The organism is Mycolicibacterium pallens, assembly GCF_019456675.1.
GTDB lineage: Bacteria > Actinomycetota > Actinomycetes > Mycobacteriales > Mycobacteriaceae > Mycobacterium > Mycobacterium crocinum.
In genome coordinates, this window is the sequence record NZ_CP080333.1 from 4,277,563 (window position 1) to 4,300,132 (window position 22,570).

At 65.6% G+C, this 22,570-nt stretch carries 19 protein-coding genes and 1 pseudogene; 3 read left to right on the top strand and 17 right to left on the bottom strand.

Annotated features, from left to right (window positions below; genetic code table 11):
* Window positions 1-9 precede the first annotated feature (9 nt).
* The 15 genes from K0O64_RS20875 to K0O64_RS20945 form a co-directional block, all read right to left on the bottom strand.
* Window positions 10-312 carry a hypothetical protein gene (locus K0O64_RS20875; RefSeq protein ID WP_071942741.1) on the bottom strand — a complete coding sequence of 101 codons (303 nt, stop codon included), beginning with the start codon at window positions 310-312 and terminating at the stop codon, window positions 10-12.
* Window positions 313-328: 16 nt separating this feature from the next.
* Window positions 329-1,822 (bottom strand): class I adenylate-forming enzyme family protein, encoded by a 1,494-nt coding sequence (locus K0O64_RS20880; RefSeq protein ID WP_096311991.1) that lies wholly within the window; start codon window positions 1,820-1,822, stop codon window positions 329-331.
* A gap of 25 nt (window positions 1,823-1,847) precedes the next feature.
* Window positions 1,848-2,564: an Rv1363c family protein gene (locus K0O64_RS20885; protein WP_096311992.1), complete on the bottom strand. Its 717-nt coding sequence runs from the start codon at window positions 2,562-2,564 to the stop codon at window positions 1,848-1,850.
* Window positions 2,561-3,259 carry an Rv1363c family protein gene (locus K0O64_RS20890; protein ID WP_096311993.1) on the bottom strand — a complete coding sequence of 233 codons (699 nt, stop codon included), beginning with the start codon at window positions 3,257-3,259 and terminating at the stop codon, window positions 2,561-2,563. The genes K0O64_RS20885 and K0O64_RS20890 overlap by 4 nt, the downstream gene beginning before the upstream one ends.
* A 254-nt stretch (window positions 3,260-3,513) precedes the next feature.
* Entirely contained in the window at window positions 3,514-4,959 is a 1,446-nt protein-coding gene (locus tag K0O64_RS20895) for a FadD3 family acyl-CoA ligase (RefSeq protein WP_096311994.1), read from the bottom strand.
* Window positions 4,956-6,146 carry an amidohydrolase family protein gene (locus K0O64_RS20900; RefSeq protein ID WP_096311995.1) on the bottom strand — a complete coding sequence of 397 codons (1,191 nt, stop codon included), beginning with the start codon at window positions 6,144-6,146 and terminating at the stop codon, window positions 4,956-4,958. The genes K0O64_RS20895 and K0O64_RS20900 overlap by 4 nt, the downstream gene beginning before the upstream one ends.
* 44 nt (window positions 6,147-6,190) lie before the next feature.
* Entirely contained in the window at window positions 6,191-8,578 is a 2,388-nt protein-coding gene (locus tag K0O64_RS20905) for a CaiB/BaiF CoA transferase family protein (protein ID WP_096311996.1), read from the bottom strand.
* Window positions 8,579-8,580: 2 nt separating this feature from the next.
* Window positions 8,581-9,597 (bottom strand): enoyl-CoA hydratase/isomerase family protein, encoded by a 1,017-nt coding sequence (locus tag K0O64_RS20910; RefSeq protein WP_096311997.1) that lies wholly within the window; start codon window positions 9,595-9,597, stop codon window positions 8,581-8,583.
* Complete coding sequence (locus tag K0O64_RS20915) at window positions 9,590-10,738, bottom strand: M24 family metallopeptidase (RefSeq protein WP_071942723.1); 1,149 nt, start codon at window positions 10,736-10,738, stop codon at window positions 9,590-9,592. The genes K0O64_RS20910 and K0O64_RS20915 overlap by 8 nt, the downstream gene beginning before the upstream one ends.
* A complete protein-coding gene (locus K0O64_RS20920) occupies window positions 10,728-11,996 on the bottom strand; it encodes a M24 family metallopeptidase (RefSeq protein ID WP_096311998.1) in 1,269 nt (422 codons plus the stop codon). The genes K0O64_RS20915 and K0O64_RS20920 overlap by 11 nt, the downstream gene beginning before the upstream one ends.
* Window positions 11,993-13,156, bottom strand: coding sequence for an amidohydrolase family protein (locus K0O64_RS20925; RefSeq protein WP_096311999.1), 1,164 nt, complete (start codon window positions 13,154-13,156; stop codon window positions 11,993-11,995). Before K0O64_RS20925 ends, K0O64_RS20920 begins: the two co-directional genes overlap by 4 nt.
* Window positions 13,157-13,189: 33 nt before the next feature.
* Window positions 13,190-14,431, bottom strand: coding sequence for a cytochrome P450 (locus tag K0O64_RS20930; protein ID WP_096312000.1), 1,242 nt, complete (start codon window positions 14,429-14,431; stop codon window positions 13,190-13,192).
* 3 nt (window positions 14,432-14,434) lie between these two features.
* Window positions 14,435-14,629 carry a ferredoxin gene (locus K0O64_RS20935; RefSeq protein ID WP_071942715.1) on the bottom strand — a complete coding sequence of 65 codons (195 nt, stop codon included), beginning with the start codon at window positions 14,627-14,629 and terminating at the stop codon, window positions 14,435-14,437.
* Between the two features lie 13 nt (window positions 14,630-14,642).
* Window positions 14,643-15,305 carry a TetR/AcrR family transcriptional regulator gene (locus tag K0O64_RS20940; protein WP_071942713.1) on the bottom strand — a complete coding sequence of 221 codons (663 nt, stop codon included), beginning with the start codon at window positions 15,303-15,305 and terminating at the stop codon, window positions 14,643-14,645.
* A gap of 46 nt (window positions 15,306-15,351) precedes the next feature.
* Complete coding sequence (locus tag K0O64_RS20945; protein WP_096312001.1) at window positions 15,352-16,170, bottom strand: SDR family NAD(P)-dependent oxidoreductase; 819 nt, start codon at window positions 16,168-16,170, stop codon at window positions 15,352-15,354.
* Between the two features lie 319 nt (window positions 16,171-16,489).
* Between K0O64_RS20945 and K0O64_RS20950 the strand changes: the two genes are divergently transcribed.
* The 3 genes and pseudogenes from K0O64_RS20950 to K0O64_RS20960 all read left to right on the top strand — a co-directional run bounded on the left by K0O64_RS20950 (window position 16,490) and on the right by K0O64_RS20960 (window position 20,707).
* Window positions 16,490-17,671 (top strand): cytochrome P450, encoded by a 1,182-nt coding sequence (locus tag K0O64_RS20950; protein ID WP_164520120.1) that lies wholly within the window; start codon window positions 16,490-16,492, stop codon window positions 17,669-17,671.
* A gap of 34 nt (window positions 17,672-17,705) precedes the next feature.
* The gene (locus tag K0O64_RS20955; protein ID WP_071942709.1) at window positions 17,706-18,545 is read left to right on the top strand and encodes a mycofactocin-coupled SDR family oxidoreductase; all 840 of its coding nucleotides are present in this window, start codon (window positions 17,706-17,708) and stop codon (window positions 18,543-18,545) included.
* Window positions 18,533-20,707 (top strand): annotated as a pseudogene (locus K0O64_RS20960) (molybdopterin-containing oxidoreductase family protein). The gene K0O64_RS20955 and the pseudogene K0O64_RS20960 overlap by 13 nt, the downstream one beginning before the upstream one ends.
* A gap of 32 nt (window positions 20,708-20,739) precedes the next feature.
* On the opposite strand, the gene K0O64_RS20965 reads toward K0O64_RS20960, so the two are convergent.
* Both K0O64_RS20965 and K0O64_RS20970 read right to left on the bottom strand, forming a co-directional pair.
* Window positions 20,740-21,585, bottom strand: a complete 846-nt coding sequence (locus K0O64_RS20965; RefSeq protein WP_096312002.1) for an alpha/beta fold hydrolase — start codon at window positions 21,583-21,585, stop codon at window positions 20,740-20,742.
* Window positions 21,582-22,562, bottom strand: a complete 981-nt coding sequence (locus K0O64_RS20970; protein ID WP_425574762.1) for a cyclase family protein — start codon at window positions 22,560-22,562, stop codon at window positions 21,582-21,584. Before K0O64_RS20970 ends, K0O64_RS20965 begins: the two co-directional genes overlap by 4 nt.
* Between the last annotated feature and the right edge of the window lie 8 nt (window positions 22,563-22,570).

Consider the following 22,570-nt stretch of genomic DNA (forward strand, 5'->3'; position numbering starts at 1 on the left):
ACCGGCTGCCTAGTCGCTGGCCGGCAGGGGTTTGGCGGTCTTCTGCTCCAGCAGAGTGGTGCCCACGCTCAGGCTGCCCGCGCCAGCCTTGGTGACCAGGAGTTCGGCACCGCCTTCGTCGACGTAGCGTTTGCCCATCACGGTGCCACCGGAGAAGTTCGGATCCAGTTGAGCGCCTTCGGTTTTCTCGCCGTCCAGCGGGATCATCGGAACACCTCCGGCCCGCAGGTCGTCGAGGCTGTCCGACGATCGCACGACGATCACCTGGGTGTCGCAGACTTGGCTCTGCAGTCGGGTACCGGTCTTGATCATGGTTGTCCTCCTGGAATTATGTTGCAGTCGGCGACTTGAGCTCGTCGGCCAGTTGGCGGCGCAGCACCTTGCCGGTCGGCGTGGTGGGCAGTTCGTGGCGGAACACCACCCGGTCGGGGGTGCGTGAACCACGCAACTGGGTGCGCACGTGGGCGCGCAGGTCTTCCGGGTCCGGGGTGATGTCGGCGACGGGTACGACGACGGCGACCATGATCTGGCCCCACTCGTCGTCCTCGACCCCGACGACCGCGACGTCACGCACGTGCGGGTGTTCGACGAGGACGTCTTCCACCTCGGCCGGGGCGATGTTCTCCCCGCCGCGAATGATGGTGTCGTCGGATCGTCCCCCGATGAACAGGTACCCGTCGGCGTCCAGATAGGCGACATCCTTGGTGGGGAACCATCCTTCGGCGTCGAGCACCGAGCCGATCTCGGCGTAGCGACCCGATACCTGGTCGCCGCGGACGTAGAGTTCGCCGACCTCCTCGGGTCCGAGAACGGTGCCGTCCTCGGCACGGATCTGCACCTCGATCCCCGGCACCGGTTGCCCGACCGATCCGAGCCGCTTGCGGGCGGACTCGTCGGCAGCCTGGTGGGCCTCGCGGTGGTCGTCTGGCCCGAGAACCGCGATCGTGGAACTGGTTTCGGTCAACCCGTAGGCGTTGACGAAGCCCACCTCGGGCAGCAGCTCGAGCGCCTTACGCACCAGGGGCAGGGCGACCTTGGAGCCGCCGTAGGCCAGCGACCGCAGCGACGGCAACGACGTGGGGTTGGCCTCCAGCTCGGTGATGATGCGATCGAGCATGGTCGGCACCACGGTCGCGCTGGTCACCGCCTCGGTGGACGCCAGCCGGATCCACTCCCGGGGGTCGAACTTGCGCAGGTACACCATCTTCCGGCCGGCATACAGGTTCGAAAGTGCCGCGCTGACACCGGCGATGTGATACGGCGGCACGCAGATCAACGCGGCGTCACCCGGCTCGGCGGAGCCGAACTCGACCGTGCCGGTGACGTAGCTGGTGAGGTTGTTGTGGGACAGCTCAACCGCTTTGGGCCGCGACGTGGTGCCGGAGGTGAACAACACCACCGCCACGTCGTCGGGGTCCGGGAATTCGGCGACCGGTTCGGCGGTGGCTGCGGCGGCGAGGAATTCCTGCGACTCGATGCGCGCCATGCCCAAACCGGCGACCACGTCGGCGTATTCGGCATCGAAGATGATCAGCGGCTCGGGCAGCCGCTCGATCAGTTCGGCCAGGGCCTCCCCCGACAGCCGGTAGTTCAACGGTGTGAACGCCCGCGCGGCGCGCGCGCTGGCGAAGATGAGCAGCGGCAGCATGACGCCGCCGAGACCGACGTACACCACGCTGCCCGCACCGGAGGAGTCGATGACGCCTGCCCCGCCGTCGGCGAGCGCGCTCAGCTCACCGACGGTCAACCGCTGGTCATCGCTGACCACCCCGACGCGCTCGGCGTCGGAGGCCGCCATCTCCAACAACAGTGCCACGCTCATCGATTGCCCCTTCTGCTCCCCTGGCCTAGATCGGGTTGAATTCCGAGATCAGCCAACGACCGTCGGTCTTGGTCAGCTTCACCATGACGCTGCTGGTCGCCAGGGCCGGGTCGGGCCGGTCCTTGCTGGTGGTCACCTGGTTCACGAAGACCAGCACCGTCGCATCGTTCGGGTGCAGCTCCGAGACCGCCGCCCGCGCAACCGTCGCCTCGGTCTTGACGCCCTTCTGCTTGGCAGCCGGCGCCACGATCTGGTCGGTGAATTGGCTGTAGTACTTGAGGAATTCGCCGGTCAAGTGCGACTTGGCGTTGGCCAGGTCCTTGTCCAGGGTGTCCGGAGCGTACGACAGCAACGCCACCGTGCCGTCCCGCGCGGCGTCGGTGACCTGCTTCTGCCGTTCCTGGATCTGGTTGTTGACGTTCATCGAGAACAGCGAGAGGCCGAGCGCTTGTTGATCCGGACGGTACAGCCACCAGTAGACGCCGCCGGCGGCGCCGGCCGATGCGACCAGCAACACGACGAGCACGATCGCCGCCCAGTGCCTGCCGGCCCAACCCAGGGCGCCACCCCGTGCAGCGGGTGCCTGAGTGTCGGATTCGGTCGCGGTGTCGTCGTCGTTCTCGGTGGCCTCTTCCGTGCCGGCCGTGTCGAGTTCCGTCGCGCTGGAATCCTCGTCGACGACGGTGACATCGGTGTCTTTGGTGTCGCCCTCGACGGGCTCGTTGGTCTTGTCACTGCTCATGGCACGAACTCCACATTCGACATCTTGTACTGGGCTCCATCGCGCGCCACCGTGACGCTCATTCGCCACGCGCGCGGATCCTGGTGTGCCCCATTGGCATTGGTTACCGTCGAAGAGGCCGCCAGCAACACCACTCCGGTGTCGCCGTTCTCCTTCTCCAACGCTGCGGACTTGACCGTGCCGACGGTGACCGCCTTGGACTGCTCAGCGGTCTTGACGAAATCGTCTGCACCTCTGGTGAAATCGTCCTTGAACGTTCCCGTGGACAGGTCGATGACGTGCTGGACGTCGGCCTTCGCCCGGTTGTAGTCGATCGACAGCAGCGCTATCACGCCCTGGCGCGCCGCGGCGACGAGCTCGGCCCGGTGCTGCTGTTGCGCGGTGACCTTCTGGTGCGCAACGACCATCAGGCCGGTGACCACCAGCGCTGCGATGGCCACGATCACGGTCGCGGCCACCGCCACCGTGACGGCACCGATCCGCGCCCACCACCCACGCGGTTCGAGTTCGATGTCCTCGTCATCGTCGGTGAGCTCGTCGCCCTCGGCATCGGATTCGGTTTCGGATTCGGGTTCACCGCCCCGCAGGCGGGCCGCTGTCGCCTTGGCGCGCGCGGCCTCCGCGCGGGCCTCGGCCTCGGTCGCCTCGGCCTCGGCCAGCTCGGCCAGCATCTCTGCATCTACATCAGCCGCCATGGCACTCACACATGTCGTTCGAGCTCGGCGCGCGGCGCGTGTGAACGAATATGCGTCGCACGTCGAACTCCTCTCTGGGTCCAAACACCCCGCCAGCGTACGGGCGGGCGCTGAGTCGTCCGTCACATCCACGGCCAATGCGCGACATCCGGTGAGAATGAGATTATCACCAGGCGATAAGTAGCCTGGCCGCACCATCGTAAGAAGGCTCCGGAATCCGCGATCTTGGTGCGGAAATGATATTTCCACCGACTTCAGCGCAACTGGTCCTTCATCACCTTGCCCGTCGCATTGAGCGGCAGGGCGTCGACGAAGACGACCAGCCGGGGCACCTTGAATCCGGCCATCCGGTCCTTGCTCCAGCTGATCAGGTCGTCGGCTGACAGTTCGCTGCCGCCCTTGAGCACCACGAACGCCTTGCCCACCTGACCGAGCCGCTCGTCGGGCACTCCGATCACCGCGGCCTGCGCGACCGCGGGGTGTTCCATCAGGAACCCCTCGATCTCGGCCGGGTAGGCGTTGAATCCGCCGACGATGAACATGTCCTTCTTGCGCCCGACGATCTTCAAGCGGCCCGTCTCGGTGAAGCTGCCCAGGTCACCGGTGTGCAACCAGCCGTCGGCGTCGATCGCCTGCGCAGTAGCCGCCGGGTCGTCGAGATAACCCTTCATGACGCCGTAGCCGCGTACCAGCACCTCGCTGTCGTCGGCGATGCGGACCTCGACGCCGGCGCACGGCACGCCGGCGGTGGTGGCAACGTCTTCGAAGGAATCCCCCGGCAGGGAGAGTGTGACATTGCCGGCCTCGGTGAGCCCGTAGCCGGTCATCAGGGTTTGGAACGGCAGCTCGTCGTGGATGCGACGGACCAGATCGACGGGAATGTCGGCGGCACCGGTCACCCCGGCCCGCAGCGTCGACAGCTTGGCCTTGTCCGGCACGGTCAGCAACGAGTGATAGAGCGTAGGCGGGCCCGGAAGCATCGTGATGCGTTCCTGCTCAATGAGATCCACCACTGTGTCGACGTCGAAGACGGCAACCGGCAGCATCGTCGCACCGCGCAGGAAGGAGGTGATGAGACCCGCTTTGAGGCCGAACGTGTGGAAGTACGGGTTGATCTGCAGGTAGCGGTCGCCTCGGCGCAGGTCCGCGAGCGTCGCCCACTCCTCGTACATGCGCAACGTTTGGAGATGATGCATCATCGCGCCCTTCGGGCGACCGGTGGTGCCCGACGTGAAGATGATGTCCGAGGTGTCGGTCCCGGCGACGGGTCGCTCGAACGGTGAACCGCTGGTGAGGAAGTCGGACTTCAGGTCGATGACGGGAGTCCCCGCGGGCGCGGAGTAGTCCTGGTCCAAAAATCCCTTCTGCACCAGGACGGCTTTCGCGCCGCTGCGGGCGATCACGTCGCCGGCTTCGTCGGTCTTGAATCGCGTGTTGACCGGTACCAGCACGCCACCCGCGGTGAGCAATCCGAACGCGGCGATGATCCACTCGGCGGAGTTGGGCGCCCAGATCGCGACCCGGTCGCCCTTTTCGACTCCCAGCTCCGCGAATGCTCCTGCCGCACAGCGCACCCGGTAAACGACCTCGGTGAAAGTGAGACGCAGCGGACCGTCGACGACTGCTTCAGAGTCGCCGAATCGGTCCGCCGCGCTCAAGACCATCTCGGGGATGGTCTGCCAGTCTCTGCGTTGCGTCACACCGTGACGAGGCGAGACAGGTTGCCGCCCATGATCTTCGCCTGGTCCTCAGCCTTCAGGTGGCCGAGCGCCTCGATGTAGTAGGTGGGCTCCGCCAGTCCTTCGGGGTGCGGCCAGTCCGAGCCGTAGAGCACCTGATCCACCCCGACGAGGTTGACCAAATCGTCGATGCCGTCCTCGAAGAACGGGCTGACGTGGATGCGGCTTTTGACCATCTCCACCGGATCGCTGGGGAAGGCCTCAGGGGCCTTACGGAAGACCTCGGCCAAACCGTCCAGCAGCGGGGTCATCCACTTCGAACCCGCCTCGACGATCGCGACCTTGAGCTTCGGATGGCGGTACAGCGCACCGTGAATCACCCAGGAGGCCACCGAGTCCTGAATCGGGCGCCACTCGTTGAGGATGCCCATCGCGTTGGTCTGGAACGGCAGCATCTCCGCGGCCGCACCATCCCACTCCGAGGTGTACCGCGAATAGCCGCTGTCGCTGGAGTGCATGCCGACCAACAGGTCGCACTCCACGACCCGCTCCCAGAACGGGTCGAACTCCGGCAGCGCGAACGAACGCGGACCGCGGAAACCGGGCACCGGCGCCGGACGCACCAGGATGCAGCGGGCGCCGCGCTTGACCACCCACTCCAACTCCTCGATCGCCTTCTCCACGATCGGGAGCGTGATCACCGGGGTGGTGAAGATGCGGTTCTGGTAGTTGAAGCCCCAGACGTCGTCGAGCCATTCGTTGAGCGCATGCACCAGCACGTGGATGGCCACCGGGTCATCGGAGAGCCGCTCTTCGAGCAGGCTCGCCAGCGTCGGGAACATCAGCGTCTTGTCCAGACCGAGCTCGTTCATCACCTCGAGACGCGGGGCGGGCTCGAAGAACGCCGGGATCGCGCGCATCGGCTCACCGAACAGCTCGCGCTTGGTCTTGCCCTCCGGGTTGCCGTATTTGAAGTACTCCTCCCACGCACCCGGACGGGCCACGACCTCGAACGTCGGGTTGGGGATGTAGTTGCTGATCTGACCGCGCAGCGCGATCTTCGTACGGCCGTTGACCTGCACGTACTGGACGTAATCCTTGTATTCCTTGGGCAGGAACTTGGTCAGCGCTTCCGGCGGCTCGTAGAGATGGTTGTCCGCGTCAAAGATCGGAAACGGGACGTCTACCCGGTGCGACAATTGCCCCATTGAATCCTCCTGTTAGCTCGTGAGAACGATATTCTCATTATGGACTAACTGCAATACCCAGACCCGATGACCCCCTCGGCTTCGAGGGCCTCGACCTCCTCTGCGGACAGTCCGAGTTCAGCCAGTAGTTCGTGGTTGTGCTGGCCGAGCAGCGGCGCCGGCGCGGCGTGCACCGGCCGCGGTCCGCGCGAGAGCCGGAACGGCATCGTGGTGAATCGGGCCGGCGCGTTCACCGGGTGGTCCAGCACTTCGAAGAACCCCCGGGCGGTGAGCTGTTCGAGCTCGGTCTGACGGTGCGGTTGCATGACCTTGGCGACCGGGACGCCGGCCGCCCAGAGCGCGTCGACGATCTCGTCGCCGCTGCGCTCGCGACACCAGGCGCCGATGAACTCGTCGATGAAATCCGCACGTGCCCGCCGACCGGCGGCGGTGGCGAGTTCGGGGTCGGCCGCCCAGTCCGGATCACCGAATGCGCCGCGCAGTGCCTGCCACTGCTCGTCGGTCTCGACCGCGATCGCCACCCACGAGTCGTCGCGGCCGAACTCATCGATCTCGTTGCTGCGGTACAGGTTCTGCGGTGAAGCGGTCGGGCCGCGGTTGCCGGCCCGCTGCAAGACCGCGCCGTACGCGCTGTATTCGACGATCTGCTCGGCGGCGATGTTCAGGGCCGCGTCCACCATCGCAGCCTCGATCAGCGCGCCCTCGCCGGTGCGCCTGCGGTGCTCGAGGGCGAGCAGCACCGCGGTGAGCGCATGCAGCCCGGCGTTCGGATCACCAAGGGAGTACGGCTCGTACGGGTTTCGGTCGGGGTAGCCGGTGAGCCAGCTGATGCCGGCCGCCGCCTCGATCACATAGGCGAAGGCCGGGTTGTCCCGCCACGGCCCGTCGAGCCCGAAGCCTGGCATCCGGCACATCACCACATCGGGTTTGATTCGTTGCACCGCAGCATAATCCAGGCCGAGCTGGTCGAGCACCCGTGGGGTGTAGTTCTCGGCGACCACGTCGGCAGTGGCGATCAATCGGTGCAGTAGCTCCCGGCCGCGTTCCGTGCGCAGGTCCAGGGTGATGTCCTTCTTGCTGGTGTTCAACGCGGCGAAGATCGGCTGCTTTTCCCACCACTGGTCTTCGGTCACCGGCACGCCGGCGATCATCCTGGTGCCGTCGGGGCGACGAGCGGACTCGACATGAATCACCTCGGCACCCAGCAGGGCCATCAGGTGGGTGGCAGACGGACCGGCCCAGAAGGTCGTCAGGTCGACGACCCGAATTCCCTTCAGCGGCAGACGCTCTGCTGCCGTACCGGCCTTGCGTGGCGTGCGCGACGCCTGCCGGTGCTGATCCGTGTGCTCGCCGAGCCGCGGCGCCCGCGACGGCGGCCGCAGCCCGACGCCGGTGATCCGGTAAGGGTGCGCCGGCTGGCGGAAGCCGGCCGGGTGATCGACGAACGACCCGCGGGCGGCGAAGTGTTCCAGCGACTCGATGGTGTCAGGGGTGGCGACCGGGGCGTTGGGGATGCGGAAGGCCGTGGCGAGATCGCGGACCTCGTCGCCGGTGCGCTCCGCCATCCATGCGTAGAGTTCGGCGGACTTCTCGTTGGCCTGCTCGGTGATCGTCAGCGGAGCGTCCTCGTCGATCCAGTCCTCGTGGCCGGTCATCGCGCACAGGTCGAACCACTGCTGGGCGGTGCCACATCCGACGTCCACCAAACCGTCCTTGACCCGGGCGATACCGGGCACGGTCAGCTTGCGCGAGTCGCGCCACGGCTTTCCGAGCATGTCGAAATACGTCACCGGGTAGTACGTCAAGCCCATGACGTGGCTCTCCAGCATGGACAGGTCGATGAGTTCACCACCGCCACCGGCCAGCACCCGCATGCGCGACGCCAGGATCGCCGCACTGGCATACGAGCCCGACAGGTAGTCGCCGACCCGGCCGCCAACGTAGACCGGCGCCCGGTCTGGTGCACCACGGCCCAGTCCGACGATGCCCCCCGACCAGGCCTGCAGCGTGAATTCCGTTGCAGCCCGATCACTCCAGGGGCCGTCGAGGCCGAACGGGGTGATGGCGGCGACGATCAGGTGCGGGTGCGCATCGCACATCGCGACCGGTGCCAAGTGGTCGGCCAGGGGTGAACCGGGCGACCAGACCACGGCGTCGGCCGAGGCAAGCAGGTCATCCACGAACGTGCGGTCGGTCTGCGGGTCGGCGACCACGCTCTGTTTTCCACCGGCGAGGAAGCTGAACAGTGCGCCGTCTTCGTCGGGTCCGATCTGCGCACCAGAGGCCGACCAGCGTCGGAGCGGATCACCCTCGGGCGCTTCGACCTTGATGACGTCGGCTCCCCCGTCGGACAGCAGCTTGGTGCAGTAGGCACCGGGAATGCCGGTCGACAGGTCAACCACGACGAAACCGTTCAGTGGTGCGTCGGCCATCGCTACTTCTTCTTTTTCGTCTTCTTGGCGTCGGCCTTCTCGGCCTTACCCTTCGCCGTCTTCGTGGCCTTTGCGCGGCCGGACTTCGACAGCCGCCACTCCGGCGGGAACTTGCTGTCGTTGTCCTTCACCGCTCCGGCGAGCCCGGTGTCGAGACCCTCGTGCATGTCGAACTCGTCCTCGTCGCGGGCGGACGCACCGCCGAGGGACTCGAAGGTGCTGCCGAGCAGGCTGCCGAGGTACTCGCCCTGGAACTGCTTGAACACCTCGAAGAACATCTTCTGCTGAAAGATCGTGTCCGTCGGCCGGTTTCGCGCGCACGCCAGCGCATACCGGTCGACTTCGGCTTCGAGGTCCTCGCGCGGTACCACGCTGTTGAGGAAGTTGCAGTCATACATCTCGGCGGCGGTGAACGGCCGGCCGGTGTAGACCATCTCCTGGAACTTGCGGATGCCCATCGTCTGGGTCCACCACCACATCCGCGGTCCCCAGCCGTAGTACCGAAACGACGGATGGCCGAACAGCGCGTCGTCGGAGGAGATCACCAGGTCGGCGTCGGCGGCCTGGTAGAAGTGCCAGCCGTAGCAATACCCCTTGACCTCGAGGATCGAGATCTTCTTGAAGTCCTGCAGGGTGCGGATTCCCGACTGCGGGCTGGCATACCAGGCGCCGACCGAGGCACCGCGCCGATAAGTCCCGCGGGGCGGGTATTTCACCGCGCCGGGCGGGATCCGGAACTCCGCGAGCCGCGGCCCTTCATCCTCGGCGTTCTGCAGTTCCATGAACTCGGGCAGGTCGGCACCGCTGCCGAGATCCTCACCCGCGCCGCGGATGACGACGACTTTCACCTGATCGTCTACACCGGCCTGATAGAGCAGATCGGAATAGCGCAGGCGCGCAGCGGCGGTCGGGGCGTTGAGGTAGTCCGGCCGGGTGAAGGTGATCGTTGCGATCTTGGTCTTCGGGTCCTTCTCGTAGCGGATGATCTCCTCGGCCGACGGGCGCCGCGCCTCAGGCATTGCCCGTGCCGACGCTCGCCTCGGCGCTCCACGCCCGGCTAGTCGTCAGTACCTCGCACCCGTCGGCGGTGATCAACACGGCGTCGCGGGTGATCACCGATCCGACCGACTTCTCCCAGACGTGGGCGGTGACGGCGAGCACCATTCCCGCCTCCAGCAGTTCAGCGTCGGCAGTCGCCCGCAGCTGCGGCGAGACGACCGGCGGGTCGAAGCCCAGGCCGAGGCCGTGCGCTACCGGCATGACCGGCAACTGCTCGCCGGCGTCGGCGTAGGCATCGAGCAACGCGCTCGTAGCCCGCCCCGGTCGGCACGCATCGATCAGTCTGTCCCACAGGGCATCTCGACGCCGGTAGAGCTCGTGCACGGCATCAGTTGGTTCGCCCACCGGGAGCGTGCGGGTCACTTCGGCGACGTATCCGTCGGCCAGCACCCCGGCCGACAGCACCACCAGGTCACCCTCGTGGACCACATCACCGCCCTCGGCACGGCGCCACGGATGCTCTTTGGAGGTCACCCAGGCGGCATCCTGGGTTGCCGGCGTGCTCACCCCACCGGCGGCTTCGGCCTCCAACACCGCAGCGGTGAGGAACTTCACGGTGGTTCCTGGAGCGAGCGCTGCCACACCCGCGGCCAGACCCTTCTCGGCGATTGCCAGCGCGTGCCGTAACGCCTGCACTTCCTGCGGAGTCTTGATCCGGCGGGCAGCCTGCATGGCCTGCTCGGCGTCCACCAATTCCGCGTTCGGAAACGCCATCGGCAACAGTTTCGCGAAAGTTGGTGTCAGGGCATCAGTTCCGACTCGGCGCGCGGTATCGGCGCCCTTGATGTTCTTCAGTATGTCGACCAACGTCATCGGGTTCCAGGCGAACCCATACAGATTCTCGTGCGGTATCTCCTCAGGTATGCCCTCATCCCACGTGCTGTTGAGATGGATCTCACCGGTGGCGCGCACGAATTCGCAGATCGGCCCGAACGGGCGGGTGCCCACCACCCACAGCTGAGGGGCACCGGAGATGTAGCGAACATTGGCCTGCCTGCCGAGCACCAGTACGTCGAGGTCGTGGGCCTCCATCTGCGCCAAGGCGCGCTCGCGACGGCTGAGCCGCAGAGCCCGGGCATCGGCCTCGATCTCAGTTCCCATTGGGCACCTCGTACGGATCGTATGGATAGGCAGTCAGTGGCATCCAGCCACCATCGGTGACCACGACGATCTCCTCGCCGCGATAGCCGCCGGTGCCGTCTTGCCACACCACCGGCTCGAACACCAGAAGCATTCCGGGCGGAAAGACGAAGTTGTCGTCCCATTCCTGGCCGAGATCCGTTCCGATCATCGGCATTTCGGCCGCACTCGTTCCGATCCCATGACCCAGGTAGAAGTGCGGCAGCCATGGCTTCTCCCCGCCGGCCGCGGCGATCGCCGCGCGTCCGAGGTCACCACAGGTGGCGCCGGCCTTGGTCACCGAGAGCACCCCGTCGACGATCCGGCTCCATCTTTCGAACTGGTGCTGTTGCAGCTGTGTCGGTTCCTGCCCGACGATCCAGGTGCGTCCGTGGTCCGAGCAGTAGCCGTGGTAGGAGATGGATACGTCAGTCCACAACACGTCGCCTTGCGCCAACTCGCGCTCGGTCGTCAGCAGGGGCAGGGCGAGGTCGCCGGTAGTGGTCCACGTTCCCTCGGCCTTCGAGGTGGGCATGACCTGCCAAATCGAGTCGAACATGTTCGTGGTCGCACCGAGTTCGAAAGTGCGGCGCACGAATTCAGCAGACAGGTCGATCTGACGAGCACCGGGCGCCAGCGACTTCTGGATCTCGGCGATGGCCAGTTCGGTGATCTGGCAGGCTCGCCGGATGCAGGCGATCTGGTCGATGGTCTTGACCAGTTTCGCCGCACCGATCGTCGACGCGGCGTCCACCGGCGCGCTGGGGAACAGCGCACTGCCGGCTCGTCGCATCGCACCGGTCAGCTCATCGGTCGCCACCGTCGCACCCGATGGGACTTGTCCGGCCAGGATCTTCGCGAATTCCGTAACACCCTCATCGAATTCGAGGTAGACGGGCCCGTGCAGATGGTCGTCGGGCAGGCCGGATTCCATGGCCGCACCCTCGCGGAACGGCAGGAACAGGTGCGGGTGCTCGTCGTCGGTCAGGATCACCGCCACCGGCCGCTCGACATGCGACAACCCGGCGTCGGCCAGCGGCCAGCTGATACCGGTGGCGTACATGACATTGCTGTTGCCCAAGAGCACCAGTGCGTCCACGCCCTGATCGGCCATTGCGGCATGCAGGCGAGCGCTGACTTCGCTGCGCATCCGAGCGAAGTCGGGCTCCTGCGGGATGTCCAGCCACGTGTACCCGGTCCGGGCGATCTGAGTGACGCCGGAATGGGTGGATGTGGTCACTGCACACCCAGGAATTTCTTGATGTTGCTGCTGCAGATCTTGACCGCGTTCTCCTGGCCGACGGTGTCGACCACCTGCCGAAGCGACTTCTCGGAGTAGCCGAACGTGCTCTCGTTGTGCGGGTAGTCCGAGGACCACATGACGTTGTCCACCCCGATCTCGTCGAGCAGCTTGAGCCCCAACGGGTCGACCATGAACGATGCGCTCATGTGGTTGTCCCAGTAGTAGCGGATGTCGTGCTCCACCTTGCGGTTGAACATGTGCTGGTAGGAGGCCAGCAGGTGCTCGGCATCCTGCAACGCGGTGGCGACCCAGGCGATGCCGCCTTCGAACCAGCCGACTTTCAGCCCCGGGTGACGGTCCAGGATGCCGGAGAACAGGTACTTGGAGAACGTCTCCCGGAAGCCGTCGACATTGATCATCATGCCGACGACCACGCTGTTGACTTCACACGGAGTCTTGGGCGGTGTCTCGCCGATGTGGTGGGTGACCGGCAGGCCGGCGGCTTCGATCTCGTCCCAGATCGGGCTCATCGCGGTGCTGCCGTAATCGATGATCTCGCCGTCCTCACCCTTGCCCGGGTTCAGCGGCATCAGGAATGTCTTGAGTCCCAGGGACTTCACCTCGGCCAGCGTGCGGCGCGCACCATCGGGATTCCACCAGTTGATCAGCCCGACGCCGTAGAAGTGGCCGTTGCTACGGGCCTGCACCTCGGCGATGTGCTCGTTGTAGATCCGGAAGATCCGCTCGCGCAGCTCCAGGTCGGGATAGTGGAACAGCGCCAGTACGGCGTTGGGGAACGCGAGTTCTTTGTCGACGCCGTCCTCATGCAGTTCCTGGATGCGGGCATCGATGTTGGTGGTGGCCGCGCCGGCGAGATCGTCGTACTGCATGAGCACCCGGCTGAAGTCCAAGGGCAGGAACGTCTTTCCCTTGGCCCGGCCAACCATGTAGGCGCCGTCCTCGTACCAGATGCGCGGCGCCTTCTCCTTCAGTTCCTCCGGGAACTTGTCGAAGAAGATGTCCTCGGACAGCGAGATGTGGTTGTCGGCGGAGAACACCTCGGTGCCGGCCGGCAGGCCGGTGTCACCTTTGGCGTGACCCTGCCGGTCCTTGGGTGCACCCAGGCCGCCGGCGGGGTACAGCGTTGCGGTTGTCATGTGAGCTCCAATCAGGCTGTCGGGGTAGAGCGTTCACCAAGTAACGGGCAGTTCGTAAACGCCGTAGGCCAATTTGTCGTTCTTGAACGGAATCTCGTCGAGCGGCTTGGCCAGCGTGAGAGTCGGGATACGTCGCAAGAGCGTGCTGAACACGATCTGCAGTTCGGCGCGGGCCAACTGTTGCCCGACGCATTGGTGGCGGCCGTAGCCGAAGGCGAGGTGGTCGCGAGCGTTCTCCCGCCGCACCTGCAGCTGTTCCGGGTTGGGGAATGCCTTGGCATCCCAGTCTGCCGGGGACAGGTCGATGATGATGCCCTCTCCCCCGCGGATGGTGACGCCGGCGATCTCGATGTCCTCGGTCGCGACGCGCCGCTGCCCGTTCTGAATGATCGACAGGTACCGCAGCAGTTCCTCGACCGCGTTCGCGACGACCTTCGAATCGTCGGTATCCCGCACTACCGCAAGCTGTTCGGGGTTCTCGAGCAGCGCCAGGATCCCGATGCCGATCATGTTGGCGGTGGTCTCATGACCCGCGATGAGCAGGCCGCTGGCGAGCTGCGCGGCTTCCTTGACGCTGATCTCACCGGCCTTGACCCGCTCGGCGATATCGGAGACCGCGTCCTCGGCCGGGTTCTCCATTTTGGTCTCGACGAGGTTGGACAGGTACTTCGCCAGGCTCATCGCGCCCTTCATGCTGTCCTCGGGCTTGGCATAACGAGCCAGCCCGACGTTGGCATGTTCCTGGAAGAAACCGTGGTCTTCGTATGGCACGCCGAGCATTTCGCAGATCACCTCGGTCGGCACGGGCAGCGCGAGCGCGGTGACCAGCTCGGCGGGCTTCGGCCCGGCCAGGATCTTGTCGATGGCGTCATCGGTGATCTTCTGGATCGCCGGGCGCAGACCCTCCACCCGTTTGAAGGTGAACGGCTTGGACAGCATGCGGCGATAGAAGGTGTGCTCCTCGGCGTCGGCGGTGAACACCGACCGGGGGCGCTTGTTGACGGTGGAGAGCATGTGCTCGTTCCAGTGCGGGAAGCCGGACCTGCGGTCGTCGACACTGACCCGGGAGTCGGCGAACAGCGCCCGCGCCTCCTCGTAGCCGGTGATCAGCCACGGGGTGCTGCCGTCCCAGATCCGAACCCGGCTCAGCGGTGCGGTCGCGGCCAACTCCATCACCTGTTCCGGCGGCGCGAACGGGCACCGGCCAGTCCGCTCCATCGGATACTCCGGGGCGGTCGCCGCCTCGGTCGGCTCAGTTGTCAACGTGTCCGACATGCCTCACTCCTCGACGTAGATGGCTTGCGCGGGGCAGGCCGCGGCGGCCCGGCGCGCGTTGTCTTCCTGATCGGCCGGCGGGTTGGTTTCGAGCAGCACGACCACGCCGTCCTCGTCACGCTGATCGAAGACCTCGGCCGCGTTGAGCACGCATTGGCCTGAGGAGACGCACTTGTCCTGGTCGACGGTGACCTTCATGGTGGTTCTAGCCTTATCGTGTCACTGGGGCCAGCCAGAGCCCGACGAGCGCGTCGACAAGTCCGGAAGCGGCTGTGCGCCAATTGGTTAGGGGCAAGGGCGTGCCCTCGGCGAGGGCCCGCTCGTATTCGGCGCAGGTGTGGATCAACAGGTTGCGCCCCATGATGTTGCGTTCCACGCGCACGTGGCCGGGCAGGTCGGGCAAGCAGCGATTGATGCCCTCCAACACGACGATCAGGGCGGGCAGCGTCAGCGCATCACGGGTGACCGTCTGCTGGTAGGCCGGGTCGGCCATCACCTGCGCGGCGAACCGCGCATACCAGGTGGGGTTGCCCAGCGCCGTCAGATGATCGGTCAGCGGCAGCACCAGGCATTCCACCCAGTCGCGCAGTCCGGCGTCCTTGCCTGCCATCGCTGCGACCCGCTCTTCGCGCAGCTTCTCCACCGGTACGGCGTGCTTGTGTTCGATCGCGCGGACCAAGTCCGTCTTGGTGCCGAAGTGGTAGCCGACGGCTGCGTTGTTGCCCTGCCCGGCGGCCTCACTGACCTGGCGGTTCGACACCGCGAAGACACCGTGTTCGGCGAACAGCCGCTCGGCGGCGGTGAGGATCGCCTCGCGGGTCAGGCTCGCCCGATCGGTGCGGGTGTTCCGAGAAGGGGTGGTCGCGGTGGTCATCGCAGGCCAGTCAACGCCGTGATCGTGATTAAGTCAAGCGATTGATTTAAGAAATCTCGGGCTTTTTCTTTTTCGGCACCGGCTTGCCCGCCGCCGTCCCGCCGTCGACCGGCAGAACCGTCCCGGTGACGTACGGAGAACGGTCTCCGGCGAAGTAGAGGATCGCTTCGGCCACATCCTCGGCGGTCCCCTCCCGTTCCAGGGGTCGGTCGGCCCGCATGGTCGCCCGGATCCCCGCCTCGAACTTGGCGACCTGCTCGGCGTCCATGCCGTGCGCGGACTTCGACACGATGGCCGTCCTAATATGGCCGGGCGCAAGGCAGTTCACCCGGATCTCGTAGTTGGCCAGTTCGATCGCCGCACACTTGGTGAAGTGGATGACCGCGGCTTTCGATGCACGATAGGTCATCACGCCGCCGCCGGCCTGGATCCCGCCGATGGAGGTCAGGTTGATGATCGACCCGCCGCCGCTGTCCTTCATGTGCTTGGCCGCATCGCGCGTCCCGGCCATCACGGCCTTGACGTTGACGGCCATGATGCGCTCGAAGTCGTCGAGGTCGTCGTGCAGGAAACTCCGGTGCATCTTCCCCGAAACCCCGGCGTTGTTCACCATCACGTCGAGCCCGCCGAACTTCTCCGCCGCGGTGTCGATCAGGCGGGTGAGCTGCCCGGTGTCGGCGACGTCGGTCGGCAGAAACAACGCCTTCTCGCCGTGCCGGTCGGCCAGCGCCGCACCCTGTTCGGCGTCGATGTCCCCGAACACGACGGTCGCGCCTTCCGCCAGGAAGCGCTCGACGATGCCGGCGCCGAGCCCCGACGCGCCGCCGGTGACGACCGCGATCTTGCCTGCCAATTCGTTGCCCATGACGGCCCAATCCCTCTCGTCCGCACGCCGATCCGGTGCGCGTACGCAGTCAATCGCTGCGCCCGACCTAAGTCAAGCGCGTGATTTAAAAGTGGTTTGACACCGAAGTTGTAGTTACCGCGCGAAACGTGCGAGTGGGCGTGTCGATAACGCCAGCCTGACGGGGCCCCGCAAGCGATTAGCGCGGCTAAACGAGCGGGTTGAGAACCATGTTCTCTCACTTGGTCAGCAAACCTTGCGCATTCCGGACATGGCATTGACACCTTTTGAACGAAACTGCAACAGTTGCTGTCACCGAGGCCCATGGGAGGACATTCCGGTGACAGTCAGTGCCGACAGGGATCTTCACTACGATCCCTACGACGTCGACCAAAACATCAACCCGTTTCCGATGTTCGCGCGGCTGCGCGAGGAAGCGCCGCTGTACTACAACCCCGACCTCGACTTCTACGCGCTGAGCCGCTTTGACGACGTCAACAAGGCCGTCATCGACCACGAAACGTTCATCTCGGGCCGCGGCGCGCTGCTGGAGATCATCAAGTCCGGGATGGAAATCCCGACCGGCACTTTGATTTTCGAGGATCCGCCGATCCACAACATTCACCGCAACCTGTTGTCGCGGGTCTTCACACCGCGCAAGGTCGCCGCACTGGAACCGCAGATCCGCGAGTTCACCACCCGCTGCCTGGATCCGTTGGTGGGTACCGGCAGGTTCGACTTCGTCAACGACCTCGGCGAACAGATGCCGATGCGCGTCATCGGCATGCTGCTCGGCATTCCGGAAGATCGCCAGCGGGCGGTCACCGACCACGGCGAGGCGACGCTGCAGTCGGACAAGGTGGATCTGCTGGCCACCGGTGAGATCTTCGCCGAGTTCATCGACTACCGCCGCGACCATCCGTCCGACGACATCATGACCGACCTCCTCAACGCGGAGTTCGCCGACGAGACCGGTACCGTGCGCCGGCTGCACCGCGAAGAACTGTTGCTCTACTTGACGGTGATCGCGACGGCCGGCTCGGAGACGACCACCCGGTTGATCGGTTGGGCCGGCAAGACCTTGGCCGAATACCCCGACCAACGACGTGAACTCGCCGAGAACCCGGCGTTGATTCCGCAGGCGATCGAGGAGATCCTGCGCTGGGAGCCGCCGGCGTTACAGATCGCCCGCTACGTCACCCGCGACGTCGAGTACTACGGCCAGACCGTGCCCGCGGGCTCGGCGATGCTGATGCTCGTCGGCGCGGCCAACCGCGACCATCGCCGCTTCGCACCCGACGGCGATGTCTTCGACATCCATCGGGAGCTCAAGTCGCACATGACCTTCGGTGCGGGCACCCACTTCTGCATGGGTAACGCACTGGCCCGCATGGAGGGTCGGATCGCGCTCGAAGAAATCCTCAAGCGCTTCCCGACCTGGGAGGTCGACTGGGCCAATGCCCGCAAGTCTCAAACCACTGCGGTCCGCGGCTGGGACGCCATGCCGACGATCGTTCCCTGACAACCACCAACTACGACACGAGGACTGAACAACCATGGCAGGACGGGTAGAAGGCAAGGTCGCATTCATCACCGGTGCGGCCCGCGGCCAAGGTCGCGCCCACTCGGTGCGGCTGGCGTCCGAGGGTGCCGACATCATCGCGGTCGACATCTGTAAGCCGATTGACACCGTGGACAAGATTGCGGCGTCCACCCCTGAGGACCTGGCCGAGACCGCGGATCTGGTGAAGAACGCCGGCGGACGCATCTTCACCGCCGAGGTCGATGTTCGTGACTACGACGCACTGAAGGCGGCGGTGGACGCCGGCGTCGAGGAATTCGGCCGGCTCGACATCATCGTCGCGAACGCCGGCATCGGCAACGGCGGCGAGACGCTGGACAAGACCAGCGAAGCCGACTGGAACGCGATGATCGACATCAACCTCAGCGGTGTGTGGAAGACTGTGAAAGCCGGTGTGCCGCATATCCTCCAGGGAGGCCGCGGCGGCTCGATCATCCTGACCAGTTCAGTGGGCGGGCTCAAGGCTTACCCGCACACCGGCCACTACATCGCCGCCAAGCACGGCGTCGTCGGCCTGATGCGCACGTTCGCCGTCGAACTGGGCGCACAGAACATCCGGGTCAACTCGGTGCATCCGACCAACGTGAACACCCCGTTGTACATGAACGAGGGCACGATGAAGTTGTTCCGCCCCGACCTGGAGAACCCGACGGCCGACGACATGAAGGTCGTCGCACAACTCATGCACACGCTGCCGATCGGCTGGGTCGAGCCCGAGGACATCGCCAACGCGGTGCTGTTCCTGGCGTCTGACGAGTCGCGCTACATCACCGGTGTCACTCTGCCTGTCGACGGCGGCAGTTGCTTGAAGTAACCCCCACTTCGCCGCAGACCGTCCACACGTTCTGCCGGTACTGCCTTGCCTCGTGCGGTGTCGACGTCACCGTCGAGGCGGGGCGGGTGGTGAAAATCTCGGCGGACAAACAAAATCCGCACAGTTGGACCGACTTCTGCGCCAAGGGCCGCACGGCGGCTCAACTCGTCGAGCATCCGCGCCGCATCACCCGCCCGATGCGGCGGGTGGGTGACGGCTACGTCGAGGCCACGTGGGACGAGGCGATCGCCGACATCGCCGCGCGCATGTCGGCGATCATCGACGCCGGCGGCCCCGATGCCGTCGCCACGTACACCGGCAATCCGGCGGGTTTCTCGTCGTCAAGTCTGCTGTTCATGACCGGCTGGCTGGACGCCATCGGCAGCCAGAACCGGTACTACGTGGGTTCGGTCGACCAAAACAATCTGCACGTGGTCGCTCAGGCCATGTATGGGTCGCAGCTGTTCGTCCCCGTCTCCGATGTCGACAATTGCGATTTCTTCCTGCTGGTGGGTGCCAATCCCGCTGTGAGCGCATGGAATTGGGTGGAGAGCGTGCCGGGCGGCTGGAAGCGGGCGCTGGCCCGGCAGCGGCAAGGCGCCACGATCGTGGTGGTCGACCCGATCCGCACCGAAAGCGCCGAGAAGGCCGACCTGCACCTGTCGATCCGCCCCGGCCAGGATTGGGCACTGCTGCTCGGCATGGTCAAGGTGATCCTCGACGAAGGGCTCGAGCACCGCGAGGACTGCGGCGACCTTGCCGTCGGGATGCCCGAGTTGCGCTCACTGGCCTCGGCGGCCGACCTCGACGACCTGGCCGCCCGCTGCGACATCCCCCGCGCCGACATCGAGTCTCTGGCTAGGGATTTCGCGGCCGCGCCCGGCGCGATGGTGATCACCCGCACCGGCGTCTCGCTGCATCTGGCCGGAACCATCGGCGAGTGGCTCGGCCACGTGCTCAACGTCATCACCGGACGAATGGACCGGCCGGGTGGACGCCGGTTCGAACGCGGGTACGTCGACGCGCTGAAGTTGGCGGCGTTCGCCAAGCCGGTCGACCACCGCAGCCGGTTGCAGGACCGGCCGATGGTGGCAGGCCATCACGGACTCGACGAACTGCCCGACGAGATCACCACCCCCGGGCGCGGAGAGATCCGCGCGATGGTCATCAACGCGGGTAACCCCGTCGTCTCCGGACCCGACGGCGCGCGGCTGGACACCGCACTGAGTCAGCTCGACCTGCTGGTGGCGATCGACTTCCTGCAGCGCGAGAGCCACCGTCACGCGCACTGGCTGTTGCCCGCGGCGCACTGGCTGGAACGGGACGATCTGCTGGCCCTCACCAGCGGTCTGCACGACGAGCCCTATGTCCAATACGGGCGGCGGGCAGTCGATCCGCCGGGTGAGGCGCGCGAGGAATGGCGATTCTTCCTTGATCTCACGCTCGCGATGAAGCGGCCCTTCCTCGGCATGCGGGGCATCAATCAGTTCATCAAGGCGACCCGCGTCGTGGCCAAGGCCACCCGCAATCCGTCGCTGGCGTTCGGGCCGCACTGGATCGACCGGATGATCATCGGGATGAGCCGAGGGATCAGCTGGCGTGCGGTGATGGAACATCCACACGGTTGGGTGTTCGGCAAGCGCGAATTCGGACATCTTCGCAAGGCATTGCGCACCGAGGACAAGAGAATTCGCGTCGCACCGGCCGAATTCGTTGATCGGGCACGCGAGTTGCTGACGGAGCCCCATCCGACGTCGCCGCCTGGACGACCTTTTCAGCTGGCGAACAGCCGGCGCAGACATTCGATGAACTCCTAGCTCAACGACATTCCGGGGCTGCACCCGTCGGGCAAAGACAACCATGCGGTGATCAACGCCAAAGACGCTGCCGCGCTGGGCGTCGCCAACGGCGATCGGGTCAAGGTGTTCTCCGATGTCGGTGCGGTCGAACTCGCCGCCGTGGTCAGTGACCGGCCCCGGCCCGGCGTCGTGATCGTCGATCACGGCTGGGGTTCGCGGGTGTTCGACCCCCGCGGCGGTGCGGAGCCGATCTCGTTCGGTGTGAACAGGAATCTGTTGGTGGACGGGTCGCCGGTCGATCCGCTGTCGCAGACCCCTGCCTTGAGTTCGGCGTGGGTGGGCATCGAGCGGATCGGCCCCTAGGTCGATCGCGAGCAGACACAGAGTCGCACGAGTCAGGCCGTATCGGTGCGATTCTGCGTCTGCTCGGCGAAGAAGGCCAGGAGGAGCTCCGCCGTCGCGTCGGGCTGCTCGATCTGCGGGCAGTGTCCGGCATTCTGGATGACCGCGGAACGACCATTGGTGATCTGCTCGGCAATCTCGGCGGCCCAGCCCGGGGGCAGCAGTTTGTCGCCGGCACCCTCGACGACCAGGACCGGTACATCGATGCGCTCGTACGCCCGCTTGCTCGACGGGGTCGACGGGGCGTCCAATCCAGGTCGGCGAAAACGCGCTGCCGCCAATGATTCCCATGCACCGGGCGCGATGCTGGAGTCATAGCGCCGTTGCACGTACGCCTCGTCGGCGGGATAGGCAGGGTCGAAGAACAGCGCCTCCACAATAGCCCGCATCGCCTCGTACGTGGCGTCGTACTCGTAGAGCGCGGTGGTGTGCCGGTTCTTCTGGATCTCGCCGCCGCCACAGATGGTCACCGCGCTGCGCACCGGCAGTACCGGCGACTCCGACGTCATGTCGACCAACAGATTGATGGCACCCATCGAGTTGCCGACGAAGTGGGTCGAGTCGATGCCCAGCAGCGCACAGAACCGGGCGATGTGCCGGATGCGCATGCCGCGACCATCGGTGAAGTCGACGACCTTCGCCGAGTCGCCGAAGCCCAACATGTCCGGCGCGAGCACCCGGTAACGTTCAGCCAACGCGAGAATGATTCGTTCCCAGCCTATTTCGGCACTCACGCCGAATTCGCCACCGTGCAGGAGCACGACGGGATCGCCTTGCCCGGCCTCCAGGAAGTGTGTCGTCAGACCGTCGACGACGATAGTCCGATGCTGATAGCTCACTTGATCGCGATCGGGTTGACCGGCGAACCCACCGCACCAGTGACGCTCAGCGGCGGCGCAACAAGCTGGAACTCGTAACGGCCGTCGGCCGCGCAATCGAGTGCCAATTCGGTGAGATTCCAGTACTCACCCAACATCAAGCCCATATCGCGCAGGCACAGCATGTGCATCGGCAGGATCGCGCCATCGACGCCGGACGCCGGGTTTTCGACCATCAAGTTGTCCGCCGCAACCGCGGCGACCTGATGGTCGGCCAGCCAGGACGCGCACGTCCAATCCAGTCCAGCCCCGGGCTCCTGCCCGTCACCGGTCTCCAAAAAGCGCGCCCACCACCCCGTTCGGATCAGCACGATGTCACCGGGTTCCACGGTGACACCCTGCGTGCGGGCCGCCTCGTCGAGTTCGGCCGGAGTGATCGGCTGGCCGAGTTCGCAGAATGTCGGCACCCCGCGCAGCTTGACGATGTCCAGCAGCACACCGCGGGACGTGATGCCCTTGCTGTCGACCTTGTCGATGCCCAGATAGTAGGCACCCAGACTAGACACCGAGTCCGCCGGAAAACCGTTGTACAACTTGTCCTCGTAGTACACGTGTGACAGCGCATCCCACTGAGTGGCGGCCTGCAGCGGCATGATGATCATGTCGTCGTTGAACCGCATCGGCCCGGCCGTCGAATACCCGCTCAACTGCACGGCCGCGGGATTACGCAGCCACGACGGGCCATACTCCATCAGTGTTTTGGCGTCACCACCGTCGATCGTCATCACGTGGGTCGGGTTCTGCCGGTACTGAAATGCACCCTGCGGCCCCGATGAGCCGAAGTCGACGCCAAGCGGAAACACCTTGCCGTGCTGGACGGTTGCCGCGGCCTGCGCGACCTTCTCGGGCGTGATGAAGTTCAGCGTGCCGAGCTCGTCGTCATCGCCCCACCGGCCCCAGTTCCGGACGTCGTCGGCGACCCGACGGAAATCGCTCATGCTGGCCA